Source organism: uncultured Plantibacter sp. (assembly GCF_963518075.1).
In the GTDB taxonomy this organism is placed as follows: domain Bacteria; phylum Actinomycetota; class Actinomycetes; order Actinomycetales; family Microbacteriaceae; genus Plantibacter; species Plantibacter flavus_A.
On sequence record NZ_CAUQHZ010000002.1, the window covers coordinates 242,112 to 259,838 of the forward strand.

The window sequence follows — 17,727 nt, forward strand, 5'->3', positions numbered from 1 at the left end:
ACTGAGACGGTCGGAACCGAGCCCGGGGCGAACCTACTGCTCGTGCACGATCCGAACGCGCGCGACCGAGAAACCGGCTCGTTCGAACGCGCCACGCATCGGCGTGTTCGCGGCATCCGTGGTGCCGACGATCCGGTCCTGTCCCGACCCGTGGTGCACGTGGACCATCTCCTCCAAGAGGTCGTGCACGTAACCGTGTCCGCGATGCTCGGGGAGCACGCCCAGGTAACTGATGCTCGCGTCGTACGCCGTCCTCGTCGGGATGATGAATCCCACGATCGTCCCGTTGAGCAGCTCTGCGACCCGCCAGGCATCCCGTTCGCCGGGGAGCGATCGGTAGAACGCTAGATCGTCGTCCGCGAGCGCCTCGAGTCCTTCGCGCGCGACCATGTCCTGCGTGTGCGCATCGAGGGTGCCGGTCGCGACCAGGGCGAACAGCTCGTGGAACGCGTCGTCCGGGGCGGCGACGAAACGAAGGCGCTGCGATCGTGCCGGCACCGGATCGGAGGTGGACCTCGCGAAACTGACCCGCTCGGTCGTGCGCGAGAACCCACCGGCGCGTGCAGGCTCGTGGCGCCACCGCACCGCCTCCACGCTCGCAGCGTCATCGGCCCAGGCAGGGGAGACGTCGACGTTGAACTCCAGTGCCGGTCCCGCGCCGAAGGCGTCCAGTCCGGCGCGGATGAGCGCAGCGCCGACACGTTCGGGCTCCGCGACTTCGACCGTGGTGGTGAGGCAGTCGAGCGTGGCGGGCCGGTTCGCATCCGCCTGGCCCCACCAGAGTGCTCGTGCCATCGGGCGACCGTCCTGCTCGGCGATCCACGACCACTCCGGTCGACAGTTCCGACTCGCGAGTTCGGCGGTCAGCCGTTCCGGGTCGATCCAGGCGACGGGTTCGTCGCAGCTCCACGCTTGCAGGAGGGGGACGTCGTCCGGAGTGGCTCGTCGGATGGTGAAGTCGTCGCGGGTGTCGGTCATCGGTTCCAGCTTGGACAGGGTCGACTCGTTTGTCCATGTCGGACAGGAACACCGGGGCTACGCCGTCGAGACGGGAAGCGGACGCGCGGTGTTCGAGTGGGCCTTCACCCGAGCTGTGCGGCCGCGTCGCGGAGACAGGCGATGAACGCGTCGTGGACCGGGCTCTCGTCCACTCGTTCCTGACGAGCGGCCAGCAGGCGTGTCGTCGGCGACCCGGCGAGCGGCACGACGACGATCGACGGCGGCACCAGCTGCCGCACCGACTCGGGCAGGATCGTCGTACCGACGCCGGCCGCGACGAACCCGAGGGCGGTCTCCTGATGGACGACCTCCTCGACCACCTGCGTCCGACTCGACGTGCCGAGGACCTCCGCGACGCGGTCCACGAATCCCGGCATGAGCGCCCGCGGGTAGGAGATCATCGGGACCTCCAAGAGCTCCTCCGCGGTGACCTCGGGTCGCCCTGCCAACGGGTGACCGACCGGGAGGCACGCCACGAGACGCTCCTCGAAGACGACCTCGGTCGTGAGCGCGGGGGAGCTGTCGGATGGCGTCTGCGGGACCTCATCACGGACGATCCCGACGTCGAGGGTGCCGTCGCGGAGCCGGTCGAACTGCTCTCCTGAGGTCAACGGCACCAGGCGCAGCGTCACCCCGGGGCGGCTCGCCCGGAACAGCTGCACGACGCCGGGGAGGACCGTGTAGTTGGCCGAACTCACGAACCCTGCGGTGAGCTCCCCGGCGAGACCGTCGACGAAGTCGCGCATCTCACTCCGGACCGTGTCGAGCTCCTCGACGATGTGTCGCGCCCGCGCCTGGAGGTGTCGTCCGGCGGCGGTCAGCGCCACCCGCCTCGTCGAACGGTCGAACAGCGCGGTGCCGACCTCCTGCTCGAGTCGTGCGACCTGGACGCTCAGCGGTGGCTGCGACATGTGCAGCCGTCGGGCGGCACGACCGAAATGGAGCTCCTCGGCGACGGCGAGGAAGTAGCGCAGCTGGCGGAGCTCCATCCCATCGACGATACGACCCTCGTATTACCGCGCTGTTTCGTCCAGATTGCGAGCGAAACGCTCTCAATCGAGGTTCGAATCGGTATTTGACCAGGACGATCGCGACCGTGTTCGCTGAGGACCACACACCCCGACCTGGAGGACCACCCGTGACCGCAGACGCTTCCCCGAACACCCGGATCGACATGCTCTACCTGAGCGAACCGGAGGTCATCGCCGCCGGCATGAAGGACATGGCCCACTGCATGGAGGTCATGGAGGAGGTGTTGGTGCTCGTCGCGAAGGGTGACTACCGGATGGCCGGCCCGACCGCCAACTCGCACGGAGCACCGATCGGGTTCCCCACCACCTCACCGTTCCCCGGCATGCCGCTCGACGCCGCCGACCGCCGGTTCATGGCGATGCCCGCCTACCTCGGCGGACGCTTCGACACCGCCGGTGTCAAGTGGTATGGGTCGAACGTCGACAACCGCGAGCGGGGCCTCCCGCGCTCCATCCACCTCATCGTGCTCAACGACAAGGAGACCGGCGCGCCCTACGCGATCATGTCCGGCAACCTCGAGAGCGCCTACCGTACCGCTGCCGTGCCGGGAGCCGCCGCGAAGCTCCTGGCACCGGTGGACGCGAAGTCACTCGGCATCATCGGGCCCGGCGCCATGAACAAGAGCGCCCTGCACGCCATGACCACCGCCCGTCCCTCGCTCGACACCATCCGCATCCACGGGCGCCGACGGTCGACGTCCGAGGCGTTCGCCGACTACGTCCGCGAGCACTACCCGCAGTTCACGACGATCGAGATCGCCGAGACGGTCGAGGCCGCCGTGCGCGACTCGGACATCGTCTCCGAAGCCGTCACCGGCCTGGTCGGCTCGGAGAACTACCCGTTCATCGACGGCGACTGGATCAAGCCGGGCGCCTTCCTGAGCCTGCCCGCGAACTTGCGCATGGACAAGGAGTACACCCTCTCCGGCAAGGCGCGCCTCATCGCGGACGCGAAGAAGATCTACGAGGCGTGGGCCGAGGAGTACCCGGCGCCGTCGCACGAGACCGCGTTCGGGATGATCGGCCTCTACTGGCAGGACCTCATCGGGACCGGCGAGCTCGACGAGTCCCGCGTGGTCAACATCGGAGACGTCTTCGACGGGAACGCCGTCGGGCGCGAGTTCCCCGAGCAGCCGGTGCTCTTCAGCGTCGGAGGGATGGGCGTCGAGGACGTCGCGTGGGCGAAGACGATCTACGAGAACGCCGTCGAGCAGGGGATCGGCACGAAGCTCAACCTCTGGGAAGCCCCGGGCCTGGCCTGACCGCCGACCGGCACCGACACCTGTTCCGCCCGAACCCGACGCCGTGGCCGCCCGGCCGCTGTGCACCTCGAACGATGGAGTGATTTGTGGACGCTGGAAACGTCGCCTGGATCCTGACGAGCTCGGCGCTCGTCGCCCTCATGATCCCGGCCCTGGCTCTGTTCTACGGCGGGATGGTCTCGTCCCGCCGCATCCTCAACATGATGATCATGTGCTTCGGCGGGGCCAGCCTCGTCGCGTTGCTCTGGGTGGCCTTCGGGTACTCGCTCGTCTTCGGTGACTCCGTCGGCGGGCTCGGACTCATCGGGAACCCGTTCGAGTTCGCGGGGCTCGACCAGGCACTCGCCGACGACCCCGATGCCGGCATCCCGCTCGCACTCTTCGCGGCGTTCCAACTGCTGTTCGCGGGGGTGACGACGGCACTCGTCGCCGGTGCCGCCGCCGGTCGCATGAAGTACGGCGCGTGGTTGTTGTTCGCCGGGCTCTGGGCGACGCTCGTGTACTTCCCGGTCGCGCACTGGGTGTTCGCCTTCTCGAACGACACGGCGACCGGTGGATGGATCGCGAACACCCTCGGTGCCGTCGACTTCGCCGGTGGGACGGCCGTGCACATGAACGCCGGAGTCGCGGCGCTCGCACTGGCCTTGGTACTCGGTAAGAGCAAGGACTGGGGCGGCAAGCTCCGTCCGCACAACCGCCCGCTCGTCCTCGTCGGCGCCGGACTGCTCTGGATCGGTTGGTACGGCTTCAACGCCGGTTCAGCGCTGGCAGCCGGCAATGCGGCGAGCGTCGTGTTCCTCAACACCACCGTCGCGGCCTGTGCCGGCCTCATCGGCTGGTCCATCGTCGACCGACTCCGCCACGGAGCGGTCACGAGCCTCGGCAGCGCATCGGGGATCATCGCCGCCCTCGTGGCGATCACCCCCGCCTGCGGCGCCGTCTCGCCCATCGGTGCGATCATCATCGGGGCCATCGCGGGCGTCGTCTGCTGCCTCGCCATCGAGTGGAAGTTCCGGCTCGGGTTCGACGACTCCCTCGACGTCGTCGGGGTCCACCTCGTCGGGGGCATCATCGGGACGCTCCTCATCGGGGTGTTCGCGACGGATGCGGCTCCGAACGGACGCTCCGGTCTGCTCTACGGCGGCGGGTTCGAACTGCTCGGCGTGCAGACGATCGCGACCGTCGCGGTCCTCGCCTACTCGTTCATCGTCACCTGGGTGATCGCGAAGCTCATCCAGATCACCATCGGTCTGCGGATCCCCGAGGAGCACGAGGTCGCCGGGATCGACGAGCACGCCCACGCCGAGCGCGCCTACGAGGACGAAGACCTGGAAGCACGCGCATGACCAGCGTCATCGTCGTCGGAGCCGGGCTCGCCGGTGCTGCGGCGGCCTGGCGCCTCGCCCAGGCCGGGCAGGACGTCACCGTCCTCGAGCGGAGTCGTCCGGCCAACGAGTGGGGATCGTCCCACGGATCGGCCCGGATCTTCCGCTACGCCTACCCGGAGGCGTCCTACACCCGTCTCGTCCTCGCGGCGGCATCAGGGTGGGACGAGCTCGGCCTGGAGTACGGGCGTCCACTGATCACGCGGACGGGTGCGCTCGACTTCGGGACGACCCGTCGCCCGGAGCACCTCGCGTCGGTGCTGGCGGAGCACGGCATCGATCATGAGCTGCTCTCCCGAGACGAGGCCAGTGCCCGTTGGGACATCGGCTTCGACACGCCCACCCTGTGGCATCCGGGAGCCGGCGTGATCGACGCGGAGCAGGCGGTGATGGCGATGCTCGAATCCGCCGTCCGCGCCGGAGCCACGGTCCTGAACGACTGGCCGGTCGAGCGGGTCGAGCGGACTGCCACCGGGTACCGGGTGCTCGGGTATGGGGGGAGGGCGTTCGATGCGGAGCAGGTGGTGGTCGCAGCCGGGGGCTGGCTTCCGGACCTGCTCGGCGACCTCGCGCTGCCGGGAGGGTTCCTCGACGCGTTCCCGGCCCTCGAGGTCCGTCAGGAGCAGGCGTATCACTTCCCGTATCGGGACCGGATCGGCGTCGACGCGGAAGGCCCGGCACGATCCGGAGCCGTGTGGCCCACCTTCATCCACAAGTCCGCGCGGATGCAGGTCTACGGGCTCCCCGGAGGCCGCGACGCCGAGTGGCGTGGACAGAAGGTCGCCGAGTACAACGGCGGCAGGCGCATCCCCTCGGCCGCCGATCATGACGGCGTCGTCGACGACGCGAACCGCCGACGGGTCGTCGCCTACGTCCGCGAGTTCCTCCCGAGCCTCGTCCCGGAACCGTATGCGGAGACGACCTGCCTGTTCACGAACACCCCGACGGAGGACTTCGTCATCGACCGGGTCGACGGGATCACGGTCCTGGCGCCCTGCTCCGGCCACGGTGCCAAGTTCGCCCCGCTCATCGGCGAATACGCCCTCGCGCTGGTCGAGGGCCGAGACACTGTGCCGGCGATGTTCCGGCCGAGCCTGGCAGCGGTCCGGTGAACCGCGACACCGTGGTCTCCCTCCTGGACGAGATCGCGGGGATCGGTCTGGATGCGCGTCGGGGAGGCTACTCGCGGCCCGTCTACTCCACGGCCGAACTCGAGCTGCGGGAGTGGTTCGTCGGTCAGGCCGAGCGCCGTGGCCTCGACGTGGACATCGACGGGAACGGGGTCATCCGCGCCTGGTGGCATGTGCCGTCCCGTTCGACGGCGGGTGCGGTGGTCACCGGGAGCCATCTCGATTCGGTCCCCGGCGGTGGCGCCTACGACGGACCACTCGGGGTCGCATCGGCGTTGGTCGCGATCGATCACCTGCGCTCGCGTGGCTTCGAGCCGGCCAAGCCGATCGTCGTCGCGGTCTTCCCGGAGGAGGAAGGCTCGCGCTTCGGCGTCGCTTGCCTCGGCTCACGGCTCCTCACCGGTGCGATCAGTCCGGAGCGGGCCCTGGCCCTGCGCGACGTGGAGGGCGACACCTTCGCCGAGGTCCTCGCACGCAATGGTGTCGATCCGCGGGGTGTGGGGCCCGATCCGGCCGGGCTCGGAGCGATCGACGCGTTCGTCGAGCTCCACGTCGAGCAGGGGCGGGCACTGGTCGACCTCGATCGCCCGGTCGCGATCGGCTCGAGCATCCTGGGGCATGGACGGTGGCGGGTGTCGATCCGCGGTGAAGGAAATCATGCGGGGACGACGCTCATGCAGGATCGACGGGACCCGCTCGTCGCGGCTGCGCGGATGATCACCGAGATCCGCACGATCGGACTGGCGACGCCTGACGCTCGGGCGACCGTCGGCCGGGTTTTTCCGTGGCCGGGAGGCACGAACGTGATCGCGTCGAGCGTGGACTTCTGGATCGACGTCCGCCATCCCGACGACACCGTGACCGCCGCGATCGTGGCGGCGATCACCGATCGCCTGTCGCTCATCGCAGCGGAGGAGGGATGCATGGCCGCGATCACCGAGGAGTCGTTCAGCGCCACGACCGACTTCGACCCGTTGCTCCGCGGGCGCCTCGAACGGATGCTGCCGGAGGCGCCCGTGCTCGGTACCGGCGCGGGGCACGACGCCGGAGTGCTCGCGTCCCACGCGCCGTCCGCGATGCTCTTCGTCCGGAACCCGACCGGCGTCTCCCATTCGCCGGAGGAGTACGCCGAGGACGCCGACGCGGAGGCCGGTGCGGTGGCGCTCGCGGACGTCCTGGAGGGACTGGCGGTCGGCGTCGGGACCACCTGATGGCCGACAAGCCGAGGGACGTCAGTGGTGGAGTTCGTGGACGACGGCGTGCCCCTTGCCGCGGCTGATCAACCAACGGTTGACCGGTGTGGTGACGATGAAGGCCAGGGCGAGAGCGGCGACCAGGGACCCCCAGAAGAGGCCGCTGGTGAGGCCGGCGTCCATCGCTCCGGGGATGGCGAGCATCGCGGTGTTGTCGATGATCTCCATGACCGCGATCGACACGGTGTCCGCGGCCAGCGCGACACCGATGGCGGCGCGCCAGGACAGGCCCGCGCGGAGCACGCCACGCATCGTGAGCGCGTAGCCGAAGACGAAGGCCAGTGCGATCGAGAGCACCACGGTGCCGAGATTGTGCAGTCCGAGGCCGGTGCCGATCACCATGCCCAGCACCTCGCCGATGGCACAACCGGTGAGGCAGTGGAGGGTGGCGCTGGCCGCCATCCGCCAGGAGGTCGCATTGTCGGCTGCTGGGCCGTGACTGTGGTGGGTGTGGTCGCTCATGAGTACTCCTTCGGTTCGTTCAGCAAGCCGAACGATACCCCTCCGGGGTATATTCCGAAGCGCTGGTCCGCTTGCACGGACATCGACGCTGGCTCAGAACGCGAGCGCCTCGTCGACCACGGCGAAGACCTCGGGATCCCAGGTGAGCGCGCGCTCCCATGGGAGGTCGAAGGCGTCGGCGAAGAAGATGCTGTGGACGTCGTCTTCGAAGGAACGGCGGACCACGCGGGGGAGGACGTCGACCGGGACGTCGTCGGCTCGGGCGCTTCGCAGGGCCACCAGGCCGTCGTGTGGCCAGAGCTGCCGAGGCTCGGCTGCCGTGTGGAAGTGACCCGCACCGACCGCGGTGACGGCGACGTCGTCGAGGAACCCGAGCTGCGTCGTGTTCCACTCGCGCAGGAACCGGCGTGAGACCTCGTCGGCAGCGCCCTGTGAATGCTCGGCGGCATAGCCCCTCGACCGCTCGAGGATCGTCGCGGTCCCCGCATCGCCGTGGGCGTCGTGGACCGAGACCTCGCCGGTGAGCACGTCGCCGAGGAGCGACCCCTCCCAGGGGGTGCCGAGGGTGACCAGCCGGCCGATCGACGGGCCGGAGTCGCGCAGCTCGCGGATCGCGGCACGAGAGAAGAGACCGCCCATGGAGTGGGCGACGAGGTCGACGCCCGCGAAGCCGTGTTCCTCGGACAGCCACCGCAGGAACGCGCCCAGGCTTGTCCCGCCGGCGTCGATCCCACCGACGGCGTTGACGGTCACCGCGGCGGGAAGCGCGATCGGGACGTCGGCGAACCCCTGCCAACCCGTGTCCTCGTGCACCTCACCGGCACCGATGCGTGCCGGTGCCGTGAAGACCGGAACCTCCCGCCCGAGCAGGTGGGCACGCAGCGCGGTGAGGGTGTTCCCGGCGGCGAGGCCGGAGCCGGCGGCATGGTCCGGACTCGTGAACGGGGTCACGGCCGCACCCCCTGACACGAGGACGATCGCATCGGCCATGGTGCTCCTTCCGGCTGGCTACGACGTCAGCGTACTGGTCGGGCGAGGTCGATCCGCAGTGCGTTGCGACGCACGTCGTCGATCGCGGTCGCAACCGCGCCCTGCGCCACCATGTCGGCGCCGAGTTCCGACGCGACGAGCTGGGGTGGTTCGGCGCTCATGTAGCCGGGGATACGCTCCGACGCGACCGCGAGCAGCTGTGACATCGACGGGGAGATCCCACCGGCGAACACGATGCGCTCCACGTCGAGCAACCCGCCCAGGATGGCGCTCATCCGCGCGATGCGATCACCCATCCGGCGCACCAGGTCGAGCGCGACCGTATCGCCCTGGTCCGCCGCAGCGAGGACCGACTGCGCATCCACCTGCGCGACCGGTATGCGGCTGAGTTGGCTGCTCTCCGGAAGCCCGCCGCTCTCGCGGTACTCGCGACCCCAATCGCGCAGGATCGCGGCGATGCCTCGCGATGAACCGACGCCGTCGACGAGATCTAGGAGGTGCAGCTCGCCCGCCCGGCCGCGACCGCGGACGAGGCGACCGTCGACGACGTATCCGGCGCCGAGCCGCTCGCCCGTGACCACCGTGATGTAGGAGTCGACGCCGACGCCGGCACCGATCGCGCCCTCGGCGACGGCGGCGAGGTTCGCGTCGTTGTCGGTGACGACCGCGCAGCCGCGGTCGCGGATGCGCTCACCGAGCCGAGGGTTCATCCGATCCCAGAAGACGTTGCCCTCGGGGGACCGCCCGAGCGCGTCGATGGGGGCCGGGACGCCGAGCACGATGCAGAGCAGCGGCTTCGTGCCGAACTGCCGCACGGCCTCGTCGATCGCCGCGTCGACGGCGTCGACCCGTGCCTCAGCGGTGGCCGCCGGATCGACGGTGTGATGCGACCTCGCGAGTTCCCGACCGCGCAGGTCTGCGGCGATGGCGGTGATGGAGTGGGCTCCGGCGTCGACACCGACGACGATCCCGGCATCGATGCGCAGCTCGTAGCGACGGGCGGGGCGACCCTTCCGATAGGCGGCACCGGCCTGACGCGCGTCATCGAGCTCCGTCAGCCAACCCAGTCCGATGAGTTCGTCGGAGAGCGTGATCGCCGTCGATCGTGACAAGCCGGTGGCGGTGATGATGTCCGCCGCCGTGAACGCGGACGACGCCCAGGCGTGATCGAGGACGGCGGTGATGCTGGAGGAGCGCGGCTCCACTGCCCGCTCCGTCGTCGTCGCTTCCATGACCGACAACGATATCCACGATCCCGAGGTCGTGCGCGGATGCCGAGCCGGGGGAGAGCGGCACGGCGCGCAGAACCGTGAACGATCACGGGTTCCGACCAATGGCTGTCGTGATGGAACCGGTGCTTGACCAGACGTCGAACGGATGGCAGAGTTTCCGTCATCAGTTGATTTACTCTCTGTATTTAGTCAGCGGATCCATCGAGGGCTCCGCGGAAGGACAATGATGTCGAACCCACTGAAACGCGCGATACGCGCCACGGCCGGAGTGGCGGGTGTGGCACTCCTGGCCAGCGTCCTCGTCGGTTGCTCGAGTGATGGCCGGGAGACCATCCACTTCACGTTCAGCAAGCGTGAGGCGTTCACCTTCATGAATCAGGCCGTCGCGGACTACAACGCCTCGCAGCAGCAGTACGAGGTCGTCATGGACACCTCGGGGCCCGATCCGCTCGCGGCGAGCTTCGTCCGTGGCAACCCGCCGGACCTCATGCTCTCGAACTACAACCACGAGGTGTCGCGTTTCGTCGAACGGTGCGCGCTCTCCGACCTGTCCGACACCACGGCGGCGGCGTCCATCCGCGACGACCTCCAGCCGTTGCTCGACCAGTACGGCGTCTGCGAGGGACGCACGAGCGCGTTGCCCTACTCGGTGATGGCCGCCTCCGTCATCTACAACAAGACGATCTTCGCCGAGTACGGCCTCGAGGTGCCGACGACGTGGAGTGAACTGATCGCCGTCTCCGACACGCTGAAGGCGGCCGGCGTGGCGCCGTTCTACGCGACGTTCGCCGATGCCTGGACCGCCAACCAGGGCTGGTTCGACTACTCGGTCGGCGGCGCCGTCGACATCCCGGACTTCTACGACCGGCTCGCGGAGGAAGGCACCGAGGTCGGACCGGATGCTCCGGTCTCCTTCGAGAAGGACTTCCTGGAGCCCGTCGAGAAGATGCAGTTGCTGGCCAAGGAGTACACGCAGGCCGATGCGCCGAGTCGCACCTACGACGCCGGTAACGTCGCCTTCGCCGAGGGCAAGGGCGCCATGTACCTGCAGGGCCCGTGGGCGTTCAGCCAGATCGCACTCACCGCACCGGACCTCGACCTCGGGACCTTCCCGCTGCCGATGACCGAAGACCCGAAGGACCTCAAGGTCCGGGTGAACCTCGACCTCGTCACCATCATCCCCGAGGAGGCGAAGAACCCCGAGGGTGCCCGCGACTTCCTCGAGTACCTCTTCCAGCCGGAGGTCATCCAGGCCTACAACGAATCGCAGCTCGGGTTCGTCCCGACGGACGACGGCAAGGCTCCCGACGACCCGCGAGTCGCAGGCATGATCCCGTACTACGACGCCGGTGCGTTCTACCAGGGCCCGGGCGTGCTCAACCCCCGCGCCATCCCGACCGAGAACTACGCGCAGTCGCTGGTTCTCGGCACCGACGCGGCGTCGATGCTCCGCACCATGGACGCGGACTGGGCGCGACTCGCGTTCCGACAGCCGCCCGTCGCGAGCAAGGAGGGTTCCGAATGAGCGCCACCACATCGATCGTGACCGGGGGCAACCCGAAGGTCCGACGCAGCACCAAACGGGTCGAACCGATCTACTACTTCTTCCTGTTCCCAGCCGTCATCCTGTTCACGCTCGCGATCACGCTCCCCGGCGTCGTCGGCATCTTCTTCAGCTTCACCGACTCCATCGGGATCGGCGACTGGGAGTTCATCGGCTTCACGAACTACATCGCCGCGTTCAGCGATCCGGCCATCCTCACGAGCTTCCTCTTCACCTTCGGGTTCTCGCTCGTGACGGTCATCGCGGTGAACGTCATCGCGTTCCTGCTCGCGGTCGGCCTGACCGCGAAGATCCGCTTCAAGATGGGACTTCGCGGGATCTTCGTCATCCCGATGGTCATCTCGGGCATCATCATCGCCTACGTGTTCCAGTTCCTCTTCATGAACTCGGTGCCGGCCGCCGGCTCGGCGCTCGGGATCCCGTTCCTCGAGACGAGCATCCTCTCCAACCCCGACCTCGCTTGGCTCGGCATCGTGATCGTGACCGCCTGGCAGTCGATCCCCGGCACGCTGCTCATCTACATCGCGGGTCTCCTCGCGGTCCCCGGTGACGTCTACGAGGCGGCGTCGCTCGACGGCGCGAACAAGCGCCAGCAGCTGCTGCGGATCACCCTGCCGCTGGTGATGGGATACGTCGTGATCAACGTGATCCTCGGCTTCAAGAACTACCTGAACGCCTACGACATCATCGTCGGCCTGACCAACGGTGGCCCGGGCACCTCCACACGGAGCATCTCGATGACGATCATCCGCGGGTTCCAGACGGGTGACTACGCCTACCAGATGGCCACGGCCACCCTGTTCTTCATCATCACGATCATCATCGCCCTCGTGCAACTCTCGGCGACGCGCGGAAGGAACGCACTCTGATGGCCACGCCAACCGTGCTCAGCACCCAGTCCATCACCACGGCGAACGCCACCCCGAAGCAGCGGACCAGGGGAGAGCGGGTGAGCTGGTCGACGACGATCATCCTGCTGCTCTGCGCCGTGACCGTCCTGCTGCCGCTCTACGTGACGATCTCGATGGCGTTCAAGACCGACACCCAGTCGGTCGACGGCAACGCCTTCTCGCTCCCGGCACCGTTCAGCATCGACGGCTTCGTCCAGGCGTGGACGCTCACGAAGTTCCCGGTCGGCTTCGCGATGTCGCTCCTCGTCACCGCAGGGACCGTGGTCGCGACGATCATCCTGGCCTCCTTCGCCGCGTACGCCATCGTGCGCAACTGGGATCGCCGACTGTTCCGCTTCTCGTTCTTCTACCTGCTCGCCGCGATGTTCATCCCGTTCCCGGTCGTCGCCCTGCCGCAGATCCAGCTGACCGGTCGTGTCGGACTCGACAACCCGTTCGGGGTGATCATCCTCGCCACGATGTTCCAGCTGAGTTTCAGCGTGCTGCTGTTCACGGCGTTCCTGCGGTCGATCCCGATCGAACTCGAGGAGAGTGCGCGCATCGACGGTGCGAGCACCTGGCAGACGTTCTGGAAGCTGATCTTCCCGCTCCTGGCTCCCATGAGCGCCACGGTCGGCATCTTCGCGTTCCTCTACGCCTGGAACGATTTCATGATGCCGTCGCTCATCATCTCGGACGCGGGGCTCCAGACCCTCCCGGTGCGGCAGAACCTCTTCCAGACCCAGTTCAGCAGCAACTACAACGTCGCCTTCGCCTCGTACCTGATGGCGATGGCCCCCGCGATCATCGCCTACCTGTTCGCGCAGCGTTGGGTGATGTCGGGCGTCACCCAGGGTGCCGTCAAGGGGTGACCCGTCCGACCGACCGACCGACACCGGACCCATCCACCACGAGAAAGCCCGAGGACCACGCCGTCATGACCGACGCACTACTCGTCGACACCGACACCGACACCGAGTCCGCCGACGCCCGGCGGACGGCCGACGCCACCTGGTGGCGTCAGGCCGCCGTGTACCAGATCTACCCGCGGAGCTTCGCCGACGCGGACGGGGACGGTCTCGGCGACCTGCCGGGCATCCGCTCCCGGGTCGACTACCTCACCGAGCTCGGGATCGACGCGATCTGGCTCAGTCCGTTCTATCCCTCGGCGCTGGCCGACGGCGGGTACGACGTCGCGGACTACCGCGACGTCGACCCCCGGCTCGGCACACTGGAGGACTTCGACGAACTGATCGTCGCACTGCACGAGCGCGGTATCCGGGTCATCGTCGACATCGTGCCGAACCACACCTCGGATCTGCACGGGTGGTTCCAGGAGGCGCTCGCCGCCGGTCGCGGGTCGGTGGCTCGCGACCGGTACGTCTTCCGCGAGGGCAAGGGCGCATCAGGCGAGGAACCGCCCACCGACTGGGAGTCGGTCTTCGGCGGCCCCGCCTGGGAGCGGGTCGAGGACGGCCAGTGGTACTTCCACAACTTCGCCACCGAGCAGCCGGACCTCAACTGGGACCACCCCGAGGTCCGCGCCGACTTCCTGAAGACCCTGCGATTCTGGTCGGATCGCGGCGTGGACGGTTTCCGGATCGACGTCGCGCACATGCTCACGAAGGATCTCTCCGAGCCGCTGCCGAGTCGCGCTGAACTGGATCTCATGCCACAGGACGGCAACCATCCGCTGCTCGACCGCGACGACGTGCACGAGGTGTACGCCGAGTGGCGGCGGGTGTTCGAGGAGTACGACCCGCCGCGCACCGCCGTCGCCGAAGCGTGGGTGGGTTCGCCCGAGCGTCGGGCGAAGTACGCATCGGCGGACGGGCTCGGCCAGGCCTTCAACTTCGACCTGCTCGAGGCGGACTTCGAAGCCGCCGAGTTCCGCACGGTCATCACCGACAACCTGGCGCAGGCGGCGGAGACGGGGTCGTCGACGACGTGGGTGCTGTCCAACCACGATGTGACCCGTCACGCCACGCGGTACGGACTCCCACCCCTGGCCGGGCGGCCGGTGAAGCAGGGCACCGAGTGGGTCGCGGCGGGTGGTCCCGAGTCCGACGTCGATCGCGACCAGGGCCTCAGACGCGCCAGAGCGGCGACGCTCCTGCTCCTCGGGCTTCCTGGGAGCACCTACCTCTACCAGGGCGAGGAACTCGGTCTGCAGGAGGTCGCCGCGATCACCGCGGAGCAGCGCCAGGACCCCGCGTTCTTCCGCGGCGGCGAGTACGACGGGCTGGGTCGCGACGGCTGCCGCGTACCGCTGCCCTGGTCGGCGCAGGGTCCGTCGTTCGGATTCGGAGGTGCGGTCGCGCACCTGCCGCAACCGACCTGGTTCGCCGAGTACGCGGTCGATGTCGAGGCTGCGGATCCGAACTCGACGCTCTCGCTCTACCGTGAGGCACTCCGGCTGCGACGACTGCTGCAGACCGAGGAGCGCCTCGAGTGGATCGAGACGGGGCGGCCGGACGTCGTCCGATTCGTGCGGCCGAACGGTTGGCAGGTCCTGACGAACTTCGGGACCGAGCCGTTCCCGCTCGAGGCGGAGCACGACGCCGTCGTGCTGGGCTCCCTCCAAGCCGGTGCGGTCCCGGGGGAGTCCACCGTGTGGACCATGCCCGGCGTCCTGTCGGAGTGACGCGCTCAGTCGACGCGTCGGACCGTCACCCCGAGCGATTGGATGCCCGATGCGACGTTCGGGCTGAGACCCGAGTCGGTGACGATGAGGTCGAACCGGGAGAGGTCGACGACCTTGTACTTGGCGAAGGAACCGTACTTGGAACTCCCGGCGACGAGGACGTTCTCGGACGAGACCGACATGGCCGCGTGCTTCACCTCGACCTTGGACTCCGCGGGAGTGGTCAGCCCGCGCTTCAGGTCCCACGAGCTCGTGGAGACGAAGGCCACGTCCACGGCGAGCTGACGGATCATCTCCGCGGCGAGCCGCCCGACGGTGGACTGGTTCGCGAGATCGACGCGACCCCCGACGCTGATGAGTTCGATGGACGGGTGGTCGATGAGCTCGCGCACGATCGCGAAGTCGTTGGTCACGACGGTCAGATCCCGGCGTACGGCGAGATGCGGCACCATCGCGAGCATCGTCGTGCCGGCGTCGAGGTAGATCGTCGACCCGTCGGTCACGAGTTCCGCGGCCGCCGCGGCCATCGCGCTCTTCTCGCCGGCGTCGACCAGCGCCTTCTCGGCGTGGCTCGGCTCGGCGAGGAGACGACTGGCGATCTTCGCACCACCCGGGACGGAGAGCGCGCGGCCCTCCTCCTCGAGCGCCGCGACGTCGCGCCGGATCGTCATGTGGCTGACCTCCAGCAGGCTCGCCAGCTGGGGGAAGCTCAGGACCTGCTCGCGTCGCAGGTGTTTGACGATGAGCTCGCGTCGCTGCTCGGGGATGAGATGGGCGAGATCTCCGGTGTCGGTGGTCATCGTCTCCTCGTCATCCGTCGGCGTGCGGTCCACGTTATCGGCTGTCGGGCGTCCACGACGATCCGAAGCGTGCGGTGAGGTCCGCGATCTCCGCCTCGTCGAGCAGGCGACGTCGCTGACCGGCGGTCATGAGGGTGATACGTGACGCCTCCTCGACCTCGATCGCCGCATCGATGGCGGTGGCGAGGTCGCGTCCGCTCGTGAGCTGCCCGTGGTTCTGCAGCAGCGCAGCGTGGAACGGGAACGTGAGGGCGGTCAGGAGATCGGCGAGTTCCGGCGAACCCGGCGCGCGGTAGGGGACGAGCGGGGTCTGGCCGGCGCGCATGACGAAATAGGGAGTGAGCGGCGGGAGCGCGCTGTGCGGAGCCCACGGCTCGAGGCAGGAGGCGGCGACGGCCTGCGGCGAGTGGACGTGCACGATGGCGCGATGCTCCGGGTTCTTGCGATAGAGCGCGAGGTGCAGCGACGCCTCCTTGGAGGGCTTGTCGCCGCCGACCCATTCGCCGTCGGCGTCGAGCACCGCGAGCCGGTCCGGGTCGAGTGCGCCGAGAACGGCACCACCTGGCGTGATGAGTATGGTGCCGTCGGTCGCGCGAGCGCTGAGGTTTCCGCTGCTGCCCGGGCTGAGCCCGGCGGCGACGACGGCGGCGCCCGCGGCGACGAGGTCGGACGCGAGCTGGGTTCTGGTGGTGGACACGGGATCGTGGAGGCCGAGGCTCATGCGTGCAGTTCCTTCCAGGCGGCGGAGAAGAGGTCCTCGTCACCGAAGTTCCCCGATTTCAAGGCGACGTTGACGGCGATGCCGGTACCGGCCCGGTCGGTGACGCCCGACGCCCAACAGACCCCGGCAGCGATGCGCGGTCCGATGACGAGTTCGTCGAGGCCGAGTGCCGACACCACGGCGCCGGAGGTCTCGCCGCCGGCGACGACGAGCCGGGTGAAGCCCGCCTCCGCGCCCACGAGACGCACGGCGAGCGCGGACAGCAGCCGTTCGACCGCCGCGGCGGCCTCGGGGGAGGAGACCACGTCCGCGGGATCGGCCACCGCGTGGACGAGCACCGGGCCGTCCTCGGGCTGTTGCACCGCCCAGGCGGCGATCGCGTCGAGCTCGCCGTCGGGGTCGATGGCGAGCGCTCCGACATCGACCTTCCGGTGCGGCATGCGCTCTGCGGCGTGCCTGACCTGGCCCTGGGTCGCGCTCGAGGCGCTCCCGGCGAGGATGAGCCGGCGGCCGGCGGTCACCTCCATCGGCGCGGCGGACCGCGGCGCCTGCGGTTCGAGCCCGAGGGCGAGACCGGACCCACCGGAGATGAGTCGTGCGTCGGCGGTCGCCGCCGCGATGGTCGAGAGGTGGTGGTCGGACGTCGCGTCGACGACGAGGTAGTCGGCGTCGCTGGCCGCGATGGCCTCGAGCAGCGCTCCTGCGCCGGCGTCGACGGTTGCGGTGTGGATCTCGGCGATCGTCCGGGTGGTCTGCGGGCGCAGCAGCTCGGAGACCCGTGACCGTGTCATCGGGGTGAGGGGATGCGTGCGCATGGATGAATCCTCGAGCCGGACGCCGTGCACCTCCAGGATGCCGTCGCGGACGGTGCGCCCGTTGTCGGGGAAGGACGGGACGACGACGGTCCGGTCCATCTCCAGGGCTTCGGCGAGTGCATCCAGGATCGGTCCGATGTTGCCGGCGTCGGTGGAGTCGAACGTCGAGCAGTACTTGTCGTAGATTCGTTCCGCGCCGAGCGCGCGCAGCGCTCCGAGAGCCCGCAGTGAGGCGTCGACGGCCACCGACACGGGGGCGGTCCGCGTCTTCAACGCCACGACGACCGCCTCGTACTCGCTCAGGCGTGCGCGCACGCTCGGATCCTGTTCGATGGTGTCGAGTCCGCGCTCGGTCACGACGACCACGTCGAAGCCGTGTCCGGCGAGGTTGGTCGCGAGGTCGGTCGCTCCCGTGAAATCGTCGGCTATACCGCCCAGGTGGGTCATCCGGTGCCTCTCGTCCTCCGCGCGGTCGTGGGTTGGTCACGTCCCGCGTCGGTGTGAATATCTGTGTCGATAATTGACAATAGTATAAATTGGTCATAGTTT

General features: G+C 68.7%; 16 protein-coding genes. 8 read left to right on the plus strand and 8 right to left on the minus strand.

Annotated elements, in window-relative coordinates; all coding sequences use genetic code 11:
* Nucleotides 1-33: 33 nt before the first annotated feature.
* Nucleotides 34-978, minus strand: coding sequence for a GNAT family N-acetyltransferase (locus tag RWN05_RS04855; RefSeq protein ID WP_079002406.1), 945 nt, complete (start codon nt 976-978; stop codon nt 34-36).
* 104 nt (nt 979-1,082) lie between these two features.
* A complete protein-coding gene (locus RWN05_RS04860) occupies nt 1,083-1,988 on the minus strand; it encodes a LysR family transcriptional regulator (RefSeq protein WP_079002407.1) in 906 nt (301 codons plus the stop codon).
* Between the two features lie 149 nt (nt 1,989-2,137).
* Here RWN05_RS04860 and RWN05_RS04865 point away from each other — a divergent pair, with 149 nt between their 5' ends.
* The 4 genes from RWN05_RS04865 to RWN05_RS04880 all read left to right on the plus strand — a co-directional run bounded on the left by RWN05_RS04865 (nt 2,138) and on the right by RWN05_RS04880 (nt 7,018).
* Complete coding sequence (locus tag RWN05_RS04865) at nt 2,138-3,292, plus strand: tyramine oxidase subunit B (RefSeq protein ID WP_314138755.1); 1,155 nt, start codon at nt 2,138-2,140, stop codon at nt 3,290-3,292.
* A gap of 86 nt (nt 3,293-3,378) precedes the next feature.
* A complete protein-coding gene (locus RWN05_RS04870) occupies nt 3,379-4,638 on the plus strand; it encodes an ammonium transporter (protein WP_079002408.1) in 1,260 nt (419 codons plus the stop codon).
* On the plus strand, nt 4,635-5,789 hold the full coding sequence (locus RWN05_RS04875) for an FAD-dependent oxidoreductase (protein ID WP_079002409.1): 1,155 nt from the start codon (nt 4,635-4,637) through the stop codon (nt 5,787-5,789). Before RWN05_RS04870 ends, RWN05_RS04875 begins: the two co-directional genes overlap by 4 nt.
* Complete coding sequence (locus tag RWN05_RS04880) at nt 5,786-7,018, plus strand: allantoate amidohydrolase (protein WP_079002410.1); 1,233 nt, start codon at nt 5,786-5,788, stop codon at nt 7,016-7,018. The genes RWN05_RS04875 and RWN05_RS04880 overlap by 4 nt, the downstream gene beginning before the upstream one ends.
* A gap of 21 nt (nt 7,019-7,039) precedes the next feature.
* Here RWN05_RS04880 and RWN05_RS04885 read toward each other — a convergent pair whose 3' ends face one another.
* The 3 genes from RWN05_RS04885 to RWN05_RS04895 all read right to left on the minus strand — a co-directional run bounded on the left by RWN05_RS04885 (nt 7,040) and on the right by RWN05_RS04895 (nt 9,744).
* Entirely contained in the window at nt 7,040-7,522 is a 483-nt protein-coding gene (locus tag RWN05_RS04885) for a DUF4396 domain-containing protein (protein ID WP_079002411.1), read from the minus strand.
* Nucleotides 7,523-7,615: 93 nt separating this feature from the next.
* Nucleotides 7,616-8,512: a triacylglycerol lipase gene (locus tag RWN05_RS04890; RefSeq protein ID WP_071259962.1), complete on the minus strand. Its 897-nt coding sequence runs from the start codon at nt 8,510-8,512 to the stop codon at nt 7,616-7,618.
* A 26-nt stretch (nt 8,513-8,538) separates the two neighbouring features.
* Nucleotides 8,539-9,744, minus strand: coding sequence for an ROK family protein (locus RWN05_RS04895; RefSeq protein WP_079002412.1), 1,206 nt, complete (start codon nt 9,742-9,744; stop codon nt 8,539-8,541).
* 226 nt (nt 9,745-9,970) lie between these two features.
* On the opposite strand from RWN05_RS04895, the gene RWN05_RS04900 reads away from it, so the two are divergent.
* The 4 genes from RWN05_RS04900 to RWN05_RS04915 all read left to right on the plus strand — a co-directional run bounded on the left by RWN05_RS04900 (nt 9,971) and on the right by RWN05_RS04915 (nt 14,842).
* The gene (locus RWN05_RS04900; RefSeq protein ID WP_079003912.1) at nt 9,971-11,269 is read left to right on the plus strand and encodes an extracellular solute-binding protein; all 1,299 of its coding nucleotides are present in this window, start codon (nt 9,971-9,973) and stop codon (nt 11,267-11,269) included.
* Entirely contained in the window at nt 11,266-12,177 is a 912-nt protein-coding gene (locus tag RWN05_RS04905; RefSeq protein ID WP_079002413.1) for a carbohydrate ABC transporter permease, read from the plus strand. Before RWN05_RS04900 ends, RWN05_RS04905 begins: the two co-directional genes overlap by 4 nt.
* Nucleotides 12,177-13,070, plus strand: coding sequence for a carbohydrate ABC transporter permease (locus RWN05_RS04910; protein ID WP_064293707.1), 894 nt, complete (start codon nt 12,177-12,179; stop codon nt 13,068-13,070). The genes RWN05_RS04905 and RWN05_RS04910 overlap by 1 nt, the downstream gene beginning before the upstream one ends.
* A gap of 65 nt (nt 13,071-13,135) precedes the next feature.
* A complete protein-coding gene (locus RWN05_RS04915; protein ID WP_314138756.1) occupies nt 13,136-14,842 on the plus strand; it encodes a glycoside hydrolase family 13 protein in 1,707 nt (568 codons plus the stop codon).
* Nucleotides 14,843-14,847: 5 nt separating this feature from the next.
* Here the strand turns inward: RWN05_RS04915 and RWN05_RS04920 are convergent, their stop codons facing one another.
* Genes RWN05_RS04920 through otnK form a run of 3 tightly spaced genes read right to left on the minus strand, consistent with a single transcriptional unit; the run spans nt 14,848 to nt 17,625 of the window.
* Nucleotides 14,848-15,642, minus strand: a complete 795-nt coding sequence (locus RWN05_RS04920) for a DeoR/GlpR family DNA-binding transcription regulator (RefSeq protein WP_064293873.1) — start codon at nt 15,640-15,642, stop codon at nt 14,848-14,850.
* 34 nt (nt 15,643-15,676) lie between these two features.
* The gene (locus tag RWN05_RS04925; protein ID WP_064293709.1) at nt 15,677-16,363 is read right to left on the minus strand and encodes an aldolase; all 687 of its coding nucleotides are present in this window, start codon (nt 16,361-16,363) and stop codon (nt 15,677-15,679) included.
* Nucleotides 16,360-17,625: a 3-oxo-tetronate kinase gene (otnK, locus tag RWN05_RS04930; protein WP_314138757.1), complete on the minus strand. Its 1,266-nt coding sequence runs from the start codon at nt 17,623-17,625 to the stop codon at nt 16,360-16,362. Before otnK ends, RWN05_RS04925 begins: the two co-directional genes overlap by 4 nt.
* Nucleotides 17,626-17,727: the final 102 nt, after the last annotated feature.